Origin of the sequence: Bacillus sp. WP8 (assembly GCF_000800825.1) — a bacterium.
Taxonomy (GTDB): Bacteria; Bacillota; Bacilli; order Bacillales; family Bacillaceae; genus Bacillus; species Bacillus safensis.
Map to the genome: position 1 here is coordinate 949,289 of NZ_CP010075.1, position 19,757 is coordinate 969,045.

Consider the following 19,757-nt stretch of genomic DNA (forward strand, 5'->3'; position numbering starts at 1 on the left):
AACGTAAAAGACTTGACGAGTGGATGCTCATCAAGTCTTTTTTTATTTTATAGGAGGTGATGAACTGGTCAATCACAGGTGAATTTAAAATGGGAGGGAATCAAAGTGGGAAAATATGAATTAGTAAGTGATTATCGCCATGATGTCAAATTAAAAGAGAGCTTTAATAAGCTTGCGATCGATACATTTGATTTGGATTTTAGTGACTGGTACGAAAGAGGCTATTGGGATGAAAAATATATACCTTATTCCTTTGTACATAACGGGAAGGTAATCTCTAACGCTTCTGTCTATCTTATGTCAGTGATCATTGATGGGCAAACGTATCGAGCAGTTCAAATAGGCACTGTTATGACAGATCAAGCCTATAAACGTAAAGGATTAGCGGCAAAGTTAATGCAGCATATCATGGATCAATACAAAAATGAGTGTGATATCATCTTTCTTTTTGCTAATGAAACTGTGTTAGATTTTTATCCTAGATTTGGTTTTACCCGTCATCACGAAAGTGAATTTAGCTTAAATATCAATAAAAGCGCTGTTCAAATAAAAAAAGGCGTAGATGTTAAAAAGCTGACATTGGAGCAAGACCTCTCATTACTTGAACGTTTCGCAGAAAAGCGGCAAACTCACTCAATGAAGCTGGATGCTCAGCATCACAGCAGCTTATTGATGTTTTATTTTACATTAGTATGGCCGGATGACATTTTTTATATTGAAGCATTAGATACCATTGTGCTGATGAATGAAGAAAATGAAACGATGCATTTGTTTGATATCATCTCGCTTCAAACGCCAAATGTACAAGAAGTTGTAGAAAGCATTGTGAAGGAAACAACGGAGAAAGTGATCTTCTATTTCACGCCTGATACGACAATTGAAGGTTTACACGTGGTTACAAGGCCAAATGACGAGGATGCATTGTTTATTTACACAAAGGAACATTGGGCAAAAGGCCACTTTATGTTTCCCATCACAGCGCACTGCTAATTGTATGTAAAAGGGGCTAAAATAAATATCATTTTAGCCCTTTTTCTTTATGTGTACATCGGTTGTGAATAAACTTCAGAAGCAGCAGCCTCTGAAGCGTGGTCAATGTACTGCAGGAGCCCATATAAACATTTTTCAACATCTGCATCGTTCCGGTTAAATTGATACGCATGTAAGAAATGCTCAATACGTTTCGAGAGCAAATCATCTTGCGTACGTACCATAAGAATAAGTAAATTATCCCATTGCGAGCGATGCGTATAATAAAGTGCTTTATCATAATCCGCCACATTCATTAAACCTTCTCCTTTCCCTTGAGAAGTCCTCATTAGTTTGCTCGGATCATATCGACTTTTTCAGGGGAAAAGTTGGTGTCCGCATGAATTGCGTACCGGGAATTATAGGCTGAATAATTGCTTCATGTATGAAAAAGGACCGGCCTGCTAAACCTAAACAAAACATATATGAAAGTGAGATCAGTGATATCATGCAGCCGAAATGGTGGATGCTTATTGCAGCAGGAATCGTTTTGCTTGGCAGTTTGATGATTCATCCTGCATCAAAAGCAGCGGTGCAGCCGTTTGAAAATTGGGAAAGACTCGCGTACACAGCGTTGCAAGATGAATATAAAGGTGCCGCTTTAAACGATTATCATTACATTGGCCGGACAGAAGTGAATGATGAGCAGACAAAAGATGTGTTTCGCGTAACTGTTAAGGAAGGCTCAACTCGCTTTGCCGCACATGCAGAAATTTATTTTCATCCGGTCACCGGTCATTTGATTAGTATTAACGTGTTTCGACTATAAAGAAGCACCTTTTTTTGTAAAAGGTGCTCGAGGTGTTCTGACAAGACCTCAATAACTGCCCTTACTAGCACGCTCAAAAAAAGACAAAGGGCCAAAATTAAGATCATTTTAGCCCTTTGTCCAACGATTTATTTCGAGATGGATTTACTTCATGCTTCCTTGAAGATAAGCGCGAATATCCACACCAAGTGAATCCGCTAATCGCTGACCGTAATCTTCATCGGCACGATAGAAGTTGCAGATTGCAAGTAATTTTGTTTTGTCATTTACATCTTTCAAATCAGCTGTTAGGTTTTTAATCAATGCTTGTTTCTCTTCTTCAGAGTAGCTTCGATATCTTTCTCCAGCTTGTTTGAAATCGTTCGGTTTTTCAATTTTTTGTCTCACCATACGGTCACCGTGAAGAACTGGCTCACTTTCTTTGTAGTGAGGGTTTTCTTTTGGCTGATCGTCATAACGGTTTGGTTCATAGTTAATATGACCGCTTGGACGAGTCGTTGTCATAAAGCCATCCTGCTGGTTATTGTGTACAGGTGCATAAGGGCAGTTAACCGGAATGCGCATGTAGTTCGCACCAAGACGGTGACGCTGCGTATCAGGATATGAGAACAGACGGCCTTGAAGCAGTTTATCTTCAGATGCCTCAATTCCTGGAACAAATGCACTTGGCGTGAAAGCAGACTGTTCTGTTTCAGCAAAGAAGTTTTCAGGATTGCGGTTGAGTGTCATGCGTCCTACTTTTTGAAGCGGGTAATCTTCCTCGCTCCACGTTTTTGTTGGGTCACATGGATCATAATCAAGTTCATCATAATCGCTAAGCGGCATAAGCTGAACATATAAGTCCCATGCTGGGAAGTTGCCTTTTTCAATGCGGTCATATAAATCTCTTGTCGCATGCTGGAAGTCGTTCGCTTGAATTTCTGCTGCTTCTTCCATAGATAAGTTGTGAATACCTTCAGAAGGTCTCCAGTGATATTTCACATATTTTGCTTCACCGTATTTGTTCACCCATCTAAATGTATGCACACCAGAACCGCGCATTTCAGCGTAGCTTGCAGGGATTCCTTCGTCAGAGAAGAGCCATGTGAGCATATGAGTGGATTCAGGTGTTAAGGTCATAAAATCCCAATAACGGTCAGGATCTTGAATATTGGTTACAGGATCTGGCTTGAGAGAGTGAACCATATCAGGGAATTTCAATGCATCACGAATAAAGAAGATCGGTAAGTTGTTACCAACGAGATCATAGTTGCCTTCTTCTGTATAAAATTTGACAGCAAAGCCGCGCGGGTCACGTAAGGTTTCAGGTGAACCTTTTGGATGAATAACGGTGGAGAAGCGAACGAAAACGTCTGTTTGTTTTCCTTCTTCACTTAAGAAGGCCGCTTTTGTATGTTTCTCCATGCTGTTTTCTACTTCAAACACACCGTAAGCGCCGGCGCCTCTAGCATGAACGACACGTTCTGGAATACGTTCACGATCAAAGTGTGCGAGTTTTTCAATCAAATGGTAATCATCAAGAAAGGTAGGTCCGCGGTGACCAGCTGTTCTTGAGTTTTGGTTATCGCCAACAGGAACGCCTTGGTTCGTTGTCAAATTTTTATGATTTGAATTTGTCATTCTTTTCTCCTCCTGTAAACAAAAAAGTGTTTTCTAGCAATCTATATACCCTAATTATATTGAATCAAACATGATAGTCAATATTTATTTATAATAATTTTAAATAAATTATTATTACAAGAAGGTAAAGAAAAAGACGAAAGAATAAAATTCTTTCGCCTTAAAGCAGGAGCTCTCTGAGAGCATCTTTGTTTTGTGTTAAATCCTTTAGTGTGTATCGGTCAAGAACGCTTAAATAAGCAGTGAGTGCTTCATGAAGTACATGCTTTAATGAACAAATCGGGGAGATGATGCAGCCATTTTTCTTTGGATCAAAGCATTCAACCATGACTAAATCATCCTCTGTATAACGGACAACCTCTCCAATGTTAATGCTTTCTGGGCTTTTTCCAAGCCTGATCCCGCCATTTCTTCCGCGAATCGTGTCTACATACCCACGTTTTCCAAGATGATAAATCACCTTCGTCAGATGATTTTTAGAAATGCCATAAACATCGGCAATCTGCTGAATATTTGACAGTTCATTGTTTTCTCTTGATGCTAAATAAATGAGTACCCTTAATGAGAAATCTGTGTAATTCGTAAGTTTCATTTTGACGACCTCTAAACCTAATAGAGTTTTGTATCATCGTAACACATTTTAGACAAAAACTGTTCGAGAAAGTGTGAAATGTGACAACATTTAAAACATGTATTATAAATATTGCTTTTAGAGACTGTCTTCCATTACGATAAAGATGTATTTAAAATACTTCTTTTGAAAGAAGGAATGACGATGTTATCTACAGATCAAATGAATGCAATAAAGCAATCAGCTCCTCTACTAAAAGCCGAGGGAACCAAACTTGTCACTGTTTTTTATCAAAATATGATTCGCCAGCACCCCGAGCTTCTCAATCAATTTAATAAAACAAATCTTATGAACGGAAGTCAGCCAGAGGCACTTGCTGCGACATTATATCAGGCTGCACTGCACATTGATCGATTAGAGGAATTACTTCCTGCGGTCAAACAAATTGCCCATAAGCATGTCAGTGTCATGGTCAAAAAAGAGCAGTACCCAATTGTCGGATATCACCTGATTGAAGCGATGAAAGATGTGTTTGGTTTAAGAGAAGAAGATGACACTTTATTAGCGTGGAAAGCTGCATATGACATCATTGCGAATATTTTCATTACCATTGAAGCAGAAATGATGGATGAAAATGTGAAGCAAACAGGCGGATGGGCAGATGTGAAGCCGTTTGTGATAAAGAAAAAGAAGCAAGAATCTCCGTCGCTTATCTCCTTTTATTTAGTACCAGAAGATGAATCAGAGCTGCCAATGTATAAAGCAGGCCAATACATTACGGTTCAGACAGAAATGCCAGGAGAAGCCTATATGTGCAGCAGACAATACAGCTTATCAGACGAGCATCATCCATCTTATTACCGTATTACAGTGAAGCGTGATGGTCATGTGTCTACATTTTTGCATGATGAAATGGAAGAAGGGGACGTTCTTCAAGTGAGTATGCCGCAGGGAATGTTCTGCTTGCAAGATGACATAAATGAGCCTGTTTATTTCATCAGTGCTGGATCTGGTGTCACACCAATGATTGGTTTAGTGAAAACTGCAGCACAAAATAGCCGGACATTTACGATGATTCATGCTGATCGACTAGAGGATGTCACCGCTTTTGATAATGAGTTTGAACGCGTTTTAGCTTCAGCTGCCCATGGGCGCATCATTCTATGTAATGAACAATTTGCGCAGTCTGGAAAGGGTGAGCTTGTTGAGAAAGCGGTTTCCCGCATTGATCGTCCATTTCTTCAATCGGTGATCGGAGAAGGGAAAGGCCAATTTTATCTATGCGGTTCCCCGGTGTTTACACAGGAGATCATTCATATTTTAAAAGAGCTGGGAATTCCAGCAGACCATATTCATTTCGAAGCATTCGGCGGGCAATCCACGAAAGAAATGGAAGTCGTCTAAACGGTTGGCGGAACATCATGTTTTTTTACATACGCTCATATAGTAGGGATAAGTCCGATGAGGAGGGATGGTTTCCTTGAGCGTATCTGAAAAACGTCTTTTACAAAGAGCGATTGATGAAATTACAGAAATTGCAGAAGGATTTGGTCTAGATTTTTATCCGATGAGATATGAAATCTGTCCCGCGGAAATTATTTATACGTTCGGTGCATACGGAATGCCAACACGATTCAGCCACTGGAGCTTTGGGAAGCAATTTCATAAAATGAAGCTTCATTATGATTTAGGGTTAAGTAAAATTTATGAGCTGGTGATCAATTCAAATCCTTGCTACGCCTTTCTACTTGATAACAATACGCTTGTTCAAAATAAATTAATTGTGGCTCATGTACTGGCACACTGTGATTTCTTCAAAAATAATTGCCGTTTTCAAAACACAAAACGAGATATGGTCGAAAGCATGTCAGCAGCGGCAGAGCGGATCAAAGAATATGAGCATATTCACGGGACAAAAGAAGTCGAATCCTTTTTAGACGCGGTATTGGCTATCCAAGAGCATATTGATCCGTCTCTTGTTCGATCAAAATTAAGCTGGAGTATGGACGATGAAGAAGAAGATGAAGATGATAAACCAAAACGTCAAACGCCTTATGATGATTTGTGGGGAATGGATGAGCCGAAGACGCGTGAGAAAAAGAAAACCGTCAAGCAATTTCCGCCGAAGCCGGAAAAGGATCTTTTACTCTTTATTGAAGCGCATTCCCGGGAGCTGGAGCCATGGCAGCGGGATGTTCTTACTATGCTGAGAGAAGAAATGCTCTATTTTTGGCCGCAGCTGGAAACAAAGATTATGAATGAAGGCTGGGCATCGTATTGGCACCAACGGATAATGCGGGAGCTTGATTTGGATTCAAGTGAATCGATAGAGTTCGCAAAATTAAATGCAGGTGTGGTGCAGCCATCTAAAACAGGCATCAATCCTTACTATTTAGGGCTGAAGATTTTTGAAGATATCGAAGAGCGCTATGACAATCCATGTGAAGAATTAAAAAAAGCTGGGGTCACAGAAGGATCTGGCCGCAGCAAAATGTTTGAAGTCAGGGAAATTGAATCGGATATTTCCTTTATTCGAAACTACTTAACGAAAGACCTTGTGATGAGAGAAGACTTGTACTTGTTTCAAAAGCAGGGGAGAGATTATAAAGTCATTGATAAAGAATGGAAGGCAGTACGTGATCAGTTAGTCAGCATGAGAGTGAATGGCGGCTTTCCGTATTTGACCGTGATTGATGGCGACTATTTAAAAAATAATGAACTTTATATCAAGCATTGGTATGAAGGCATTGAACTTGATCTGAAATACTTAGAAAAAGTCCTGCCGTATTTATATCAGCTATGGGGAAGAAGTGTGCATATCGAGTCCGTTCTTGAAGGAAAAGAAGTCATGTTTTCTTATGATGGAAAAGGGGTTCATAGGAAATATCTCGCATAAAAAAGACGAAAAAAGATGTCTCTTAGCAGACATCTTTTTTGCTCGTTTTATTGGTTTTTCAGCAGTTTGAAAATGTGCTTTGCTTGATCGGTGTTTTCCATCAGACCTTTTAGCTGCTGGCTTGTTGGACCATATGCATAGAATGGAACTTCATCACCCGTATGACCTGATGTGGTCCAGCCTGTATGTGATCTCGTGTTGATCACTTCTTCAATCGCATCATCAATTTTAACAGCATCCTTTGTTTCAGCTGCCTTTTGAATGGCGGCTGTTTCCTCTTTTGTGAAATCAAGATTGATATATTGTTTCAGCGCTGACTCAACAGGCATGCCGCTGACAATTTTGTTTGCGATAAAGTCAGGCGTCTTTTTCGCTGCTTTGACCGGCTTGTAATCCCAGCTGCCCGAACCGTCTGCTCCGAAGGAAAGTCCGCCAGTTGAATGATCTGCTGTCGTGATGACTAACGTGTTTTTATCCTTTTTCGCAAAACGAATCGCTTCTTCAAATGCTTTTTCAAAATCCTTCATTTCGCTCATCGCACTGACAATATCATGATCGTGTCCAGCCCAGTCAATTTGACTACCTTCAACCATAAGGAAAAATCCTTTTTTGTTTTTAGACAGCTGTTTGATGGCTGAGGATGTCATATCTTGCAGGGAAGGAGTCGTTTTATCACGATCGATGGCTTTATCTAGACCTCCATCAGCAAAAATGCCTAACACTTTTTCATTTTTGTTTTTTTGTAAGGCGGCTTTATTGGTGACATAATCATAACCGGCTTGTTTGAATTCTTTCGTCAGATCACGATCCTTTCGCACAAAATCGACAAGTCCACCGCCAAGCATGACGTCGACTGTATGCTGTTTACCGATTTTCTCATCGAAGAAATCATCAGCGATGGCTGCTGTGTTTTTCCTAGACACATCGTGAGTGGCATACGCAGCAGGCGTGGCATTCGTTAATTCAGATGTCACGACAAGACCCGTTGACTTTCCTTTGCGTTTGGCTTCTTCTAAAACGGTTTTTAATTTTTTGCCGTTTTTATTTACACCAATGGCATTGTTGTATGTTTTTTTACCAGTGGCCATGGCTGTACCAGCCGCTGCTGAATCAGTAATGTTACTTTTAGAGTCGTCAGGGTATGTTTTATGCATGCCAGTGAGGTAAGGGTCAAACGCTGTTTGCTTTGAAAGGTCACCGTTGTGTTTAAATGAGCGGTAAGTTGAAAGATAAGGTGTTCCCATGCCATCTCCAATCAGCACGATCACATTTTGCACATCATTTTTCGGCTTCTTTTTAGCCTCAGCTTTGTCAGCTTGTCCAAATTCAATCCCTGAAAAAATGCCAATCGATAGCACAGATGCTGCTGCCACTGCAGCGATTTTCGTTTTTGAGTTTTTCAACACACTCATTCATTTTGCCTCCTCATTGTTTATGTATCGCTCTTACGTTTACAATGGTAGAGCAGAAGTGTGGATTCCTTTTTACAGCATCGTAAAGTTCACTTTAAAATTGTAAAGGTCCACTTTACATAGAATGAACCAAAAAGAGAAATGAATGTATCATTTATCCATGACAAGGTGTGATTATTTTGTCATGATTGTGTAATGAAAATGAAATAAAAAGAACCCTAAAAAAAAATAAATTTTGCCGAATTAATAAGCATAATGTCGTAGGAAGTCAAGACTATTTCTTCTGGTATTTGATCCTTATAATAGGGAGTAGATAAAAAATCGGATCAGATAGATACATACAGGAGGAACAAATGAAAAAACAATTGATCACAGCTGCAAGTGCAGTTCTACTTGGGACGACATTATTTGCCGGAGCTGCCTCAGCACAATCAGTAAAAGTTCAAAAAGGTGACTCTCTTTCTGTTCTAGCGAAAAGATACAAAACAAGCGTGAGCAAAATTAAATCAGACAATAAGCTGAAATCTAACGTAATTTATGTTGGACAAACCTTAAAAGTGAATGGCACTTCTTCGAAAAAAGCAGTGAAAACATCAAAAACAACAACAAAAGTAAAAACGGCTTCAGCAACTGCCACTCATAAAGTTGTCAAAGGCGATACATTATCGAAGATTGGCAAAAAATATGGGATGACTGTGAAAGAGCTGAAATCGTTAAATAAACTTAAAACAGACCTCATCAAAATCGGACAAAAGCTAAAGGTGAAAAAGACGTCTAAAGTAAAGACGAAACCTGTAAAAGAAAAAACAGTCTCTACTTCTTCCTTAAACACGTCTAAGCTCATAGCAGATGCTAAAGCGCAGAACGGTACACCATATAGATGGGGTGGAACGACACCGAAGGGCTTTGATTGCAGCGGATTTATGTGGTATATCATTAACAAACAAAAAAAGATTTCAAGACAAACCACTGAAGGCTTCTGGGGATCGATGAAAAGTGTATCCAAACCAAAAGTTGGAGATTTTGTCTTCTTTACAACGTATAAATCGGGTCCATCTCACATGGGTGTCTACCTTGGGAACAACAAGTTTATTCATGCTGCTTCTGACGGAGTAACGATCAGTGATATGACATCAAGCTATTGGAAGCCTATTTATCTTGGAGCGAAAACATTTGTAAACTAATTCATTTTAAGAGACTGCTATGAAGCAGTCTCTTTTTTCATATATCATTTGTGCCGCGGAACTGGTCTTTTATCATAGATCACTATCAGTCTAAAGGCTTTAAAATAACATAATTGTGGACCCGCTTTTTAAAAAAGGTCTAATTTTTGTTGCATAATAAGTATTCTAAAAAAATATAATCTTCTATGTTGTATAATAAATAGAGAAAGACAAGCTATCAATTGAATAAGGAATGGAGAAAATCTAACCCACTTATTGACAAACATTCCGTTGATATATAAGAATTTTCACTCTATTTTTAAAAAAAGTGTTTTCATTTTTTAATTTTCATATATAATAATTTTACGCCACCAATTTATTGTGCTAAATTTAATCTAAATATTCAGAAAATATTGTGAATTACATGAATGTGGCGTCTTTAGACTGATACTAAGTTTTGGGAGTGATGGTATGAGCAATTCGTTGTTTAGAAAAAAGAGCATTTCAGAGCTCATTGCGGCAACACAAGGGGAAAAAGCATTAAAAAAGGAATTGGGTTCATTTGATTTAACCATGCTTGGCATTGGAGCCATAATCGGGACAGGGATATTTGTTCTGACAGGTACAGGAGCCGTCACTGCAGGGCCAGGACTTGTTCTATCATTTGTCATCGCAGGTCTTGCTTGTTTGTTTGCAGCACTGTCATATGCGGAATTTGCTTCCGCAGTGCCTGTATCAGGGTCTGTGTATACATTTACGTACGCATCAATGGGGGAATTTCTAGCGTTTATCATTGGCTGGGATTTAATATTAGAATATATGCTGGCCGCTAGTGCCGTTTCAGCGGGCTGGTCGGGCTATTTTGTGTCATTTTTAAATGGGATAGGGATTCATATACCAGTTGAATTAACAGCAGCACCAGGTGGTTTAAAGGGGCAAGTGACATATTTTAATCTTCCAGCATTTATTATTTTAATGGTTATCACCTTCCTGTTGTACTTTGGTATTAAAGAATCAAAACGAGTAAATAACATCATGGTTATTATGAAAATTGCTGTGATTCTGCTCTTTATTTTAGTCGCTGTGAAATATGTAAAACCTGAAAACTGGACACCATTCGTTCCATTTGGGACATCAGGGGTCTTAAGTGCAGCAGCCCTAGTATTCTTTGCATTTATCGGTTTTGATGCAGTAGCTTCCGCGGCAGAGGAGACAAAAAATCCATCACGCAACCTGCCTAGAGGGATTATTACTTCCTTATTGATTTGTACGCTGCTTTATGTTGTTGTTAGTGCGATTATGACGGGCATCGTTCCTTTCATGAATTTTGAGGGAGTATCACATCCAGTGTCTCTCGTTTTACAAGTAGCCGGACAAAACTGGGTGGCGGGTATTGTGGATGTCGGTGCGATCCTAGGGATGACAACCGTGATGCTTGTCATGCTGTACGGCCAGACACGCGTGATGTTTGCTATGTCTCGTGATGGTTTGGTGCCGAAGGTTCTATCAAAGGTTCATCCAAAGCATAAAACACCTTACATCAATACACTGTTCTTCGGTACATTGTCAGCATTAATGGGTGGATTTATTCCACTTGATGAGCTGGCAAGCCTAGTGAACATCGGGACACTTTCAGCATTCATTTTGATTTCAGTGGCGGTCATTGTGATGAGAAAAACGCAGCCGGACTTACCGAGAGCATTCAGATGCCCAGCAGTTCCGCTTATTCCGATCTTGGCTATTCTATCTTGCGGATTGCTCATTTATAAGCTTGGTGCAATCACCTTTGTTCGTTTCTTAATCTGGCTTGCCATTGGGCTGGTTGTGTATTTCTTATATTCAAGAAAGCACTCAGAATTGAATAAAAAATAAATTAAAAAAGCCCGTGCTACTTGGTGCAGTCAAGTAACACGGGCTTTTGCTTTTGATTGCTGATTAAAAACCTAACTGAAGATCGACATCGATTGATACGATGGCATAGACACAAACAATGACAAAGATATTCAGTACGACACCGAGGAAACCTGGACCCGTACGGCCTTTTTTAATGAACAGTTCAATAATGCCAAATGGAACTGCGGCCATTGCAAAAGGAAGCATTTGAAAAGAATAAAATGTCACGTTGCTGATAATGGCGAGGTTTAGCATGAGCAGGGATAATATCGCTGTGCCGACAGAAATCCAGCCAAATACATTATGCTCTTTAAAGATTCTTACCAATTCCATAATTCCACCTCGCTCACTTTTGCCGTTTTAATGCGTTTTGTCTTCACAAATTTCTCAATTTCTTTAGAAGGTCCAGTGACCACAGAGCCATAAACCGTGACGCCATTTCGATCGATATAGCGTATACGATTAGACAGATCAAGATCAGGTCTGCCAGAGATCGTTGTTGCCCAGGTCGGGTGCTGATTGACATAAGCAAGGGCATCTTTGAATTGATCTACCTCAGTTTTGGATGTGTGCTGAAGCTCTTTTAAAAATTCAGAGTCTTTCCCAGGAAAGCCGATTGGCCGCTGATTTCCACTTAATGAATCCTCTGTTTTAATCGCATTCCACAGCACTTTCATATCGTATTTTTTAGCAAAGGAATAAACATCCTTTGGTGTGTAAGCTTTGTCATAGGATACATACACTTCACTTACTGTTCCTTCAGGAAGCTTGTCTAACGTAGTGAGTGTTTGTTTTTTTGAGGCATCTGCTTGCGCCGAAGGATGAGTAAAGAAACCTTCTGTTTCGCGTGCACTGTCACCATAATAAGAGATGGTAGGCTGCTTTAATTTATCGAAAAACATCTCGATTTGTTCACTGCCAATGGCTTCTGTTTTATTGCCAATTTGTTTTTGCAGCTTCAATTCGGTGTTCATCCCAAAAAGTTTGACCTGACCTTTTAAATCCTTCATATCTATGGCCACGTTTGGTTTGGTCAAAGCGACGGTGACAGCGGCTGTTTCCATGAAGTGATTGCCTTTGCTCTCGGCTCCGCCAACGCCGTAGTATAGATAACTTCCTAATGTACAAAGTGGTAAAATAATGAGTGTCGATATGACAGCAAGTACGGAAATACGTAAATATGACTTTCTTTTTCCGTATTGTAAAATGGCTTTTTGCTTCTCAGGACTGATGGAAAAATCTGTCCAATCCGAGTCGTTCAGTTCCTGGCTTAAGCGTTTTTCGTTTTCTTCAAGCTCTTCTTCAAACGCCATCATTTCTTCCTCATTCATCTCACCATTATTATATTGTTCCCATCGCTTGTTAAACTCTTCATTCATCATTAACACCTCTGTTGTAAAGTGCTTTTAGGCGCTGCCTTGCACGAAATAAAACACTTTTAAAATTTGCTTCAGTAATATTCATGACCTTGGATGCTTCCTTGTAATTTAGTTCTTTTAAATAATACAATGTCAACGCTTCCTTGTAGTTATCTGGAAGCTGCTCCAAATACATGGTGAGGACTTCCTTTATTTCAACCTGTTCAGCAGGGCTTTGTACAGACGTTTGTAAAAGGCCGCCAATGAGGTCATCCGATATGGTCACTTCTTTTTTATGTTTCCTGACATAATCAATAAAAGCATTTCGTGCCACCTGAAATAACCAAGGTTTCACTTTGCTATGGTCGTAGGAATGAATATGTATATAAGCACGCATAAAGGTTTCCTGCAATAAGTCCTCTGCCAAATGTTTGTCTTTTGTCATGGAGAGCAGAAACCTGTAAACATCGTTCATATACATTTGATAAATTTCATCGATCGTCACTGATTTTTCTCCCCTCTATGTTATACACGCATAAGAAAGGCATAAAGTTGCACGAAACTTCTCATTACCGTACATTACTCATTTCTTTCGCCGAATCAAAATCATTTCTCCTTATCATAGCGAAATTTGCATCATTTATAAAGTATTTTCAATAGAACAAATCAGGAAAAAACATCGAAAAACGACAAAAATGGACACAATTCCTATTCTATTCTCCCCTAAAACCATGTGCTTGAATACAGTCAGAACGTTCATTTTAAACGAAAAAGACAGGGAGGATTGGGCTGCTCATAAATTTTTAGTACCAGGTAATAAAAAATTTGTTATAATAGAGACAAATCCTTCATTTTTCAAACAAAGGAAGTGCACTATGTATAAATTTTCAGGCTATACCGTCAAATTAATATTTGGTCTCCGAGGTGGAATCAAAGTATATCAAAAAGAGAATCTGCCAACTGATCGGGGGTTTGTCATTGCTTGTACACATGAGGGTTTTGTGGATGTTCTTGCATTAGGCGCAGGAATTCTTCCGTTTGAGATCCATTACATGGCGAAAAAAGAATTGTTTGCGAATAAATGGATCGGTGGATTTTTAAAAAAGATTCATGCCTTTCCAGTTGATCGAGAGAACCCTGGGCCAAGCAGTATTAAAACGCCCATTAAATTATTAAAAGAGGGAAAGATCGTTGGAATTTTTCCAAGCGGAACACGTACAACAGAGGATGTTCCTTTAAAAAGAGGGGCAGTGACCATTGCGCAGCTCGGTAAAGCGCCAATTGTTCCAGCCGCATACAAAGGGCCTTCAAATGCGAAAAGTCTTTTCAAAAAAGGGAAAATGCGCTTAATCATCGGTGAACCGATTGAGCTGTCTGAATTTGACCATCTGCCGCCAAAAGAAAGACTAGGTGCCATGACGGAAGTATTAAACACGAGAATCAAAGAGCTAGAAGCTCAATTAATTGAAAAGTCATAAGAAAAACGACCGCTTGCTTAGGCAAGGGTCGTTTTTTTATTAAGAAGCGCCTTCTTCAGCTGCTTCTAATAATTGTTCATTTAACTTTTTTACTTCGATGTATGCCACATGGTGTCCATCGACTTCATTAATGATAAATTCATAGCCTTGTTCACGAATGGCGTCATTTTTCTCTACTTCATATTTCTGAGTAAGGAACCAGCCGCCGATTGTGTCGACCTCTTCATTATCAAGCTGTATACCTAATAGCAGGTTGACTTGATCAACAAGGACCTTGCCATCAAAGATGTAATGGTCTTCTCCAAGTTTACGCACTTCGTTGATTTCATCAATGTCGAACTCATCACGAATTTCACCGACGATTTCTTCAAGAATGTCTTCAACAGTGACAAGACCTGCTGTACCGCCATATTCATCAGATAAAATGGCCATGTGTACACGTTCACGCTGCATTTTGAGCAATAAATCATGAACAGGAACCGTTTCAATCACATGAATAATCGGATTCACAAACTTTTCGATCGTATCACTTGTAGAACACTCACCGCTAATGCAGGCAGTGAGAACCTCTTTAATATTTAGAACACCGATAATGTTGTCTTTGTCGCCATCTTCAATTGGATAACGTGTATATTTTTCTACCTTTGTTACCTTCAACATTTCCTCAATGGTAATATCATGAGGGAAGCTGACAACTTCAGTACGAGGAATCATAATTTCTTTCGCCAGACGGTCATCAAATTCGAAAATTTTATTTACATATTTGAATTCAGACTGGTTAATCTCGCCGCTCTTATAGCTCTCTGATAAAATAATCCGCAATTCTTCTTCAGAATGCGCCATGTCATGCTCAGATACTTGCTGAAGACCAAACGCTTTTGTTAACAAACGAGCAGAACCATTTAATACCCAAATGAACGGGAACATCACTTTGTAAAAGATCATCAGTGGTCTAGCAAATAGAAGGGATACTTGCTCCGCCTTTTGAATGGCGAGTGTTTTTGGTGCAAGCTCTCCAACGACAACGTGTAAAAACGTCATGATACTAAACGCAATAATAAAAGTGACAATAGAACTAGCTGATTGAGGAATGGACAGCTCTACAAATAGTGGAGCAAGCATATGTGCAATTGTTTCTTCCCCTAACCAACCAATACCAAGGGCGGTAATGGTAATACCAAGCTGACAGGCTGATAGGTACTCATCAAGGTGAGTCGTTACATGCTTGACAGCAACTGCTGTTTTATTACCTTCTGCGATTAACTGATCAATTCTTGAGCTTCTTAAGCGAATGATCGCAAACTCTGATGCAACGAAAAACGCGGTTAAAGCTATAAGTAAAGCAACTATGAGTAAATTAACTATGTCCAATTAAGGCCTTCGTTCTGACTTTGAGAACGAAGGTAACACCTCCTGTTTAGTAAAAATTTTAACTTAACAGCAGTAAAAATGATTGGACAGCCGTCATTTTTTCAGGAGTAAGCTGTTCTTTTAGTTTTTCACGTTGTTCTGGCTGAAGCTGCTTACAACGTGCCAAAATGCGGTCCATATGCTCATTCATCCGATCGATATCAGAGGTTAAATGGACAAGTTCATCTTGATCTTCCTTTTGAGAAGGAAATTGTTCATCTAATCTGGATTTGATGTCAGAAAGAGCCAATCTCTGCTGTTTGCAAAGAACGATTAATTGTAATCGTTTTAAAGCATATTCATCGTAATAACGATAATTTGAGCAAGATCTAACAGGCGCAAGCAAACCTAGATTTGTATAATAATCTACAGTTCGTTTCGTTACCTGTGCAATCTGTGCTAGTTCACCAATACGATACTTTTTCTCAGCCCCATCTGAACATCTCCTCCTAACCGTCACGTTATAGTTTATGAAAATAGTTTAATATAATTCTAGTCTGAAACACAAGTTAATTGTTCATATTTCCTGCCAATAAGAAGAAACAGAGGAGGATTTCCCTCAATTTAGTCAGTCATGTCAAAAACAGCATGATGATACAGGAATTTTCAGATTATTTATGGTAAGATAAAATGAATACCGTTTCATATATATGTAGAGAGGCGGAATTTTACGTGAACCGGAGGTGGTTAAGTGGGGCCCTCAAAGTCGTCTTATTTAATCAGTTAACCGTTTTGCAAAACATAACATCATCAATCAGGAGGTGACTCCTTGTTCTTCAAAGAAAGAGCAAGGTTAAATGGACGATATTGTTAATCTGAGTATAGTCGGTGTTTTGATTGCTTTAACAGCTTTCTTTGTTGCATCTGAATTTGCCATAGTAAAGGTGAGAAGTTCAAGAATTAATCAGCTTGTTGCCGAAGGGTCCAAAAAGGCCATCATGGCGAAAAAGGTGACATCAAGGCTAGATGAATATTTGTCAGCCTGTCAGCTCGGTATTACAGTGACATCCCTTGGTTTAGGGTGGATTGGTAAGCCGGCTGTGAAAGAACTTTTGGTTCGAGGTTTTGGTTTGACAAACATTCCTGATTCAGCAATCAGCCTGATCTCAGCAACACTTGCGTTCTCTATTATTACCTTTTTGCATGTAGTTGTAGGTGAGCTTGCACCAAAAACGCTTGCCATTCAAAAGGCGGAAAAAATGACGCTATGGCTGTCAGGCCCGCTGCATGCATTTTATATCCTTATGTTCCCTTTCATTTATGTGTTAAACGGGTCAGCCCGTTTGTTAACTAAAATGATGGGCATCGATATGGGGTCTGAAAAAGAACATTCCCATTCTGAAGAGGAACTGAAGATTTTATTATCTGAGAGCTTAAAAAATGGGGAAATCAACCCATCAGAATATAATTATATGAACAAGATTTTCGATTTCGATAATCGAATTGCCAGAGAGATCATGATACCGCGCAGAGAAATTTGTGCGATTCCAGAAGATATGCCGTTAGATGATATCCTCGCCATTATGACGCAGGAAAAGTATACACGTTTCCCTGTGTTTTCAGGAGATAAAGACCATGTTATCGGCATGCTGAACAAAAAGCAGCTCTTTGCAGATCTTGTGTATCAAGGAGAAAAAGATCAACTGAAAATTCAAGATTATATATATCCAGTGATTGAGGTCATCGACACGATTCCTATTCAAGAGCTTCTCGTCAAGATGCAGCGTGATCGAATGCATATGGCGATCTTAACTGACGAATATGGCGGAACGTCTGGGCTTGTCACAACGGAAGATATTTTAGAAGAGATTGTCGGAGATATTCGAGATGAATTCGATGAAGATGAGCAGCCAGTTATTCAAAAAAGAGCCGATCATCATTATGTTTTAGATGGCAAAGTGAGATTGGATGAAGTTCAAGATTTGATCGAGATTTCATATCATGATGAGGAAATTGATACAATCGGCGGGCTCATCTTAAAAGAGAATATTGATATTAGAGAAGGACAATCCATCTATCTTGATGATATTCGAATGAAAGTGCTGGAAATGGATGGACGTTACGTTAAAAAGATTGATTTAAAAAAAGGTGTCACATCGGCAGAAAAAGGCAGTGCACGCACTGGGCTTGATATAAAGGAGCCGCTGCTAGTAAACGAAATGACCTTGAGCGAAAAATAAGCTCAAGGTTTTTTTAGGTATTTAGTCTCTTTTAAACGAATATATGTTCGGTATATAATAAGAACAAACGTTCGATAAAGGGGGATGGACATGCTTTGGTACGAAACAGCAAGTATCACGGAGAAAAAAACCTCAATGAAACGAATTGAGTTTCATTTAAAGAATTTCAAAAATTATCAAGCAGCGATCTTAAATATCGAAAGGCAGCTTGAAAAAAGAAGCCCGCATCATCTCGACCACATGACACGGAAAAAGTTAGAAGAGCAAAAAAGTCAGTATGAACTCATCGTTGCTTGTATTGAAACGGCATTAAAAGAGTTGGATGAAATAGAGCAGCAGCTCATCGATTATAAATATTTTCGAGATTGGCGGATGGCAAAATGTGCAATGGAAATCGGCTATAGTGAAAAAACACTCTTTTTGATGAAGCGCCAGCTCATGGATCAGTTGCTCATCAGCTTAGCCGCCATCACCAATATTTAAAAAAGATGCTGTCCTATTTGATAAAACGCAGCAAACAGACATAAAGACCCGATGATGGTGACCAATAAGTAGACAGCAAGCTGTCCAATTTGCCGCTCATGCAGCATGGACGCAGCCTCTACACTAAATGTAGAGAATGTTGTAAAACCACCGAAAAAACCAGTCCCAATGATCATAAGCAGCGGATCATTGTTAGTCACTGCACCTGTCAGTAAACCTAAACCGGCAGCGCCGAGTAAGTTGATGAGAATAATACTAAACGGAAAACGAGTATGAAACTTGGTTTTCTGAATCGATTGACTGAGGAAAAAACGAAGGGCACTGCCTATCCCGCCAGCAACAGCTGTATACAATACAATCATTTATCTGCTTCCTTTCGGCTGCTCATTTTGTTGAAAGAGGTGCTGAGCGGTGATCAGTCCACATAAGGCAGCGCCCACTCCAGCAATCACTGAGAGTAGAATGTACATGACACTTGATGTGAACAGTCCATCCTGTAATAAAAGAACTGTTTCTTTAGAAAAAGTGGACATTGTCGTAAAACCACCACAAAATCCTGTTCCGATTAAAGCAGCAAGATATTTTTTTCCCTTCCGAAACATAAAATACCCTGTTGAAAAGCCAAGAAGCAGACTGCCTATAATGTTTTCAATCAGCGTTGCATAGGGGAATGTGTGGCTGACAACGGACTGGCTAAGTTCATATCTACAAAGGGTACCAACCAGTCCACCGATAAATACGGCGAGATATGCTTTCATTTACATCATTTCTCCTTTAGAAAAAATGGCGGGTGATCCGTCACCACTCCATCAATGGGATATGTTTTGATCCTGTCGGCTGTTTTTTGGTCATTCACTGTCCATACAAAGACATCCATTCCAAATGAGTGGATGCGATCAATCCACCATCTGTTGATCAGCGTTTTCTTCATATTAAGGCAATCCGCAAAGGAGCTGTACTCCGCTAATTTCCTTTTCGTCAGTTTGAAGGCAGAGGGTTTTATAATAAAAGCCGTTCGAAGAGAAGGGGCGTAAGCTTTGACTCTTTGAAGGGCATTGGCATCAAAAGATTGAACCATGATGTGACGGGAATAGGCAAACCGGTTGATGATGTCGACAACTGCTTTTTCAATCCCAATCTGCCGTTTTGGATGCTTGATCTCAATCAGTATCCCGACACGCTGACTGTACCTTTGAAGGATTTCCTGTAAGGTGGGAATTCGTTCGTTGGCGTACTGAGAATCAAACCAGCTTCCTGCATCCAGTTTCTTCAGCCGATCAAGTGTATAACTTTTCACTAATCCGCTTCCGTTACTCGTTCGATCAACGGTATCATCATGGATAACGGCTACGTGCTGATCCATTGTCAGCTGGACGTCTAACTCAATATAATCCGCACCCTGCTGAACAGCTAAATCAAATGCGGCGATTGTATTTTCTGGGGCAGCGCTTGATGACCCTCTATGTGCGATAATATACACATGCTCCAGCTCCTG

General features: G+C 39.6%; 21 protein-coding genes. 9 read left to right on the forward strand and 12 right to left on the reverse strand.

The window, feature by feature from the left end:
* Positions 1–105: 105 nt before the first annotated feature.
* Entirely contained in the window at positions 106–990 is an 885-nt protein-coding gene (locus tag QR42_RS04630) for a GNAT family N-acetyltransferase (protein ID WP_039177458.1), read from the forward strand.
* A 47-nt stretch (positions 991–1,037) separates the two neighbouring features.
* Here the strand turns inward: QR42_RS04630 and QR42_RS04635 are convergent, their stop codons facing one another.
* A complete protein-coding gene (locus tag QR42_RS04635) occupies positions 1,038–1,286 on the reverse strand; it encodes a YhdB family protein (protein ID WP_024426598.1) in 249 nt (82 codons plus the stop codon).
* A gap of 191 nt (positions 1,287–1,477) precedes the next feature.
* Here QR42_RS04635 and QR42_RS04640 point away from each other — a divergent pair, with 191 nt between their 5' ends.
* Complete coding sequence (locus QR42_RS04640; protein ID WP_369879394.1) at positions 1,478–1,798, forward strand: YqzG/YhdC family protein; 321 nt, start codon at positions 1,478–1,480, stop codon at positions 1,796–1,798.
* Between the two features lie 144 nt (positions 1,799–1,942).
* On the opposite strand, the gene QR42_RS04645 is transcribed toward QR42_RS04640, so the two are convergent.
* Both QR42_RS04645 and QR42_RS04650 read right to left on the reverse strand, forming a co-directional pair.
* Positions 1,943–3,418 (reverse strand): catalase, encoded by a 1,476-nt coding sequence (locus tag QR42_RS04645; RefSeq protein WP_039177466.1) that lies wholly within the window; start codon positions 3,416–3,418, stop codon positions 1,943–1,945.
* A gap of 160 nt (positions 3,419–3,578) precedes the next feature.
* Positions 3,579–4,010, reverse strand: a complete 432-nt coding sequence (locus QR42_RS04650) for an Rrf2 family transcriptional regulator (protein WP_039177468.1) — start codon at positions 4,008–4,010, stop codon at positions 3,579–3,581.
* Positions 4,011–4,193: 183 nt separating this feature from the next.
* Between QR42_RS04650 and QR42_RS04655 the strand changes: the two genes are divergently transcribed.
* The gene (locus QR42_RS04655; RefSeq protein WP_039177470.1) at positions 4,194–5,393 is read left to right on the forward strand and encodes a globin domain-containing protein; all 1,200 of its coding nucleotides are present in this window, start codon (positions 4,194–4,196) and stop codon (positions 5,391–5,393) included.
* A gap of 67 nt (positions 5,394–5,460) precedes the next feature.
* The gene (locus QR42_RS04660) at positions 5,461–6,885 is read left to right on the forward strand and encodes a SpoVR family protein (RefSeq protein WP_371412178.1); all 1,425 of its coding nucleotides are present in this window, start codon (positions 5,461–5,463) and stop codon (positions 6,883–6,885) included.
* A gap of 47 nt (positions 6,886–6,932) precedes the next feature.
* Here the strand turns inward: QR42_RS04660 and QR42_RS04665 are convergent, their stop codons facing one another.
* Positions 6,933–8,297: an alkaline phosphatase gene (locus QR42_RS04665; protein WP_039177476.1), complete on the reverse strand. Its 1,365-nt coding sequence runs from the start codon at positions 8,295–8,297 to the stop codon at positions 6,933–6,935.
* A 353-nt stretch (positions 8,298–8,650) separates the two neighbouring features.
* Between QR42_RS04665 and QR42_RS04670 the strand changes: the two genes are divergently transcribed.
* Positions 8,651–9,481: a C40 family peptidase gene (locus tag QR42_RS04670; protein ID WP_025093318.1), complete on the forward strand. Its 831-nt coding sequence runs from the start codon at positions 8,651–8,653 to the stop codon at positions 9,479–9,481.
* A gap of 450 nt (positions 9,482–9,931) precedes the next feature.
* Entirely contained in the window at positions 9,932–11,332 is a 1,401-nt protein-coding gene (locus tag QR42_RS04675; protein WP_039177483.1) for a branched-chain amino acid transporter BcaP, read from the forward strand.
* Between the two features lie 63 nt (positions 11,333–11,395).
* On the opposite strand, the gene QR42_RS04680 is transcribed toward QR42_RS04675, so the two are convergent.
* Genes QR42_RS04680 through QR42_RS04690 form a run of 3 tightly spaced genes read right to left on the reverse strand, consistent with a single transcriptional unit; the run spans position 11,396 to position 13,216 of the window.
* Positions 11,396–11,686 (reverse strand): hypothetical protein, encoded by a 291-nt coding sequence (locus QR42_RS04680; RefSeq protein ID WP_024425288.1) that lies wholly within the window; start codon positions 11,684–11,686, stop codon positions 11,396–11,398.
* Positions 11,674–12,732, reverse strand: a complete 1,059-nt coding sequence (locus QR42_RS04685; protein WP_039177486.1) for an anti-sigma factor — start codon at positions 12,730–12,732, stop codon at positions 11,674–11,676. The genes QR42_RS04680 and QR42_RS04685 overlap by 13 nt, the downstream gene beginning before the upstream one ends.
* Positions 12,725–13,216, reverse strand: coding sequence for a sigma-70 family RNA polymerase sigma factor (locus QR42_RS04690; RefSeq protein ID WP_024425287.1), 492 nt, complete (start codon positions 13,214–13,216; stop codon positions 12,725–12,727). The genes QR42_RS04685 and QR42_RS04690 overlap by 8 nt, the downstream gene beginning before the upstream one ends.
* 370 nt (positions 13,217–13,586) lie before the next feature.
* Between QR42_RS04690 and QR42_RS04695 the strand changes: the two genes are divergently transcribed.
* Positions 13,587–14,189, forward strand: coding sequence for a lysophospholipid acyltransferase family protein (locus tag QR42_RS04695; protein ID WP_039177489.1), 603 nt, complete (start codon positions 13,587–13,589; stop codon positions 14,187–14,189).
* A gap of 39 nt (positions 14,190–14,228) precedes the next feature.
* Here the strand turns inward: QR42_RS04695 and QR42_RS04700 are convergent, their stop codons facing one another.
* Positions 14,229–15,560 (reverse strand): hemolysin family protein, encoded by a 1,332-nt coding sequence (locus QR42_RS04700; protein ID WP_039177491.1) that lies wholly within the window; start codon positions 15,558–15,560, stop codon positions 14,229–14,231.
* A gap of 58 nt (positions 15,561–15,618) precedes the next feature.
* Entirely contained in the window at positions 15,619–16,059 is a 441-nt protein-coding gene (locus QR42_RS18845; protein WP_075622707.1) for a MerR family transcriptional regulator, read from the reverse strand.
* Positions 16,060–16,396: 337 nt separating this feature from the next.
* Between QR42_RS18845 and QR42_RS04710 the strand changes: the two genes are divergently transcribed.
* Positions 16,397–17,779 carry a hemolysin family protein gene (locus QR42_RS04710; protein WP_039177497.1) on the forward strand — a complete coding sequence of 461 codons (1,383 nt, stop codon included), beginning with the start codon at positions 16,397–16,399 and terminating at the stop codon, positions 17,777–17,779.
* Positions 17,780–17,869: 90 nt separating this feature from the next.
* Complete coding sequence (locus QR42_RS04715; protein ID WP_034282242.1) at positions 17,870–18,262, forward strand: hypothetical protein; 393 nt, start codon at positions 17,870–17,872, stop codon at positions 18,260–18,262.
* On the opposite strand, the gene crcB (QR42_RS04720) is transcribed toward QR42_RS04715, so the two are convergent.
* Genes crcB (QR42_RS04720) through QR42_RS04730 form a run of 3 tightly spaced genes read right to left on the reverse strand, consistent with a single transcriptional unit; the run spans position 18,259 to position 19,742 of the window.
* A complete protein-coding gene (crcB, locus tag QR42_RS04720; RefSeq protein ID WP_039177499.1) occupies positions 18,259–18,624 on the reverse strand; it encodes a fluoride efflux transporter CrcB in 366 nt (121 codons plus the stop codon). The genes QR42_RS04715 and crcB (QR42_RS04720) overlap by 4 nt on opposite strands.
* On the reverse strand, positions 18,625–19,020 hold the full coding sequence (gene crcB, locus QR42_RS04725; protein ID WP_039177502.1) for a fluoride efflux transporter CrcB: 396 nt from the start codon (positions 19,018–19,020) through the stop codon (positions 18,625–18,627).
* Positions 19,021–19,025: 5 nt separating this feature from the next.
* Positions 19,026–19,742, reverse strand: coding sequence for a glycerophosphodiester phosphodiesterase (locus QR42_RS04730; RefSeq protein ID WP_039177505.1), 717 nt, complete (start codon positions 19,740–19,742; stop codon positions 19,026–19,028).
* Positions 19,743–19,757 lie beyond the last annotated feature (15 nt).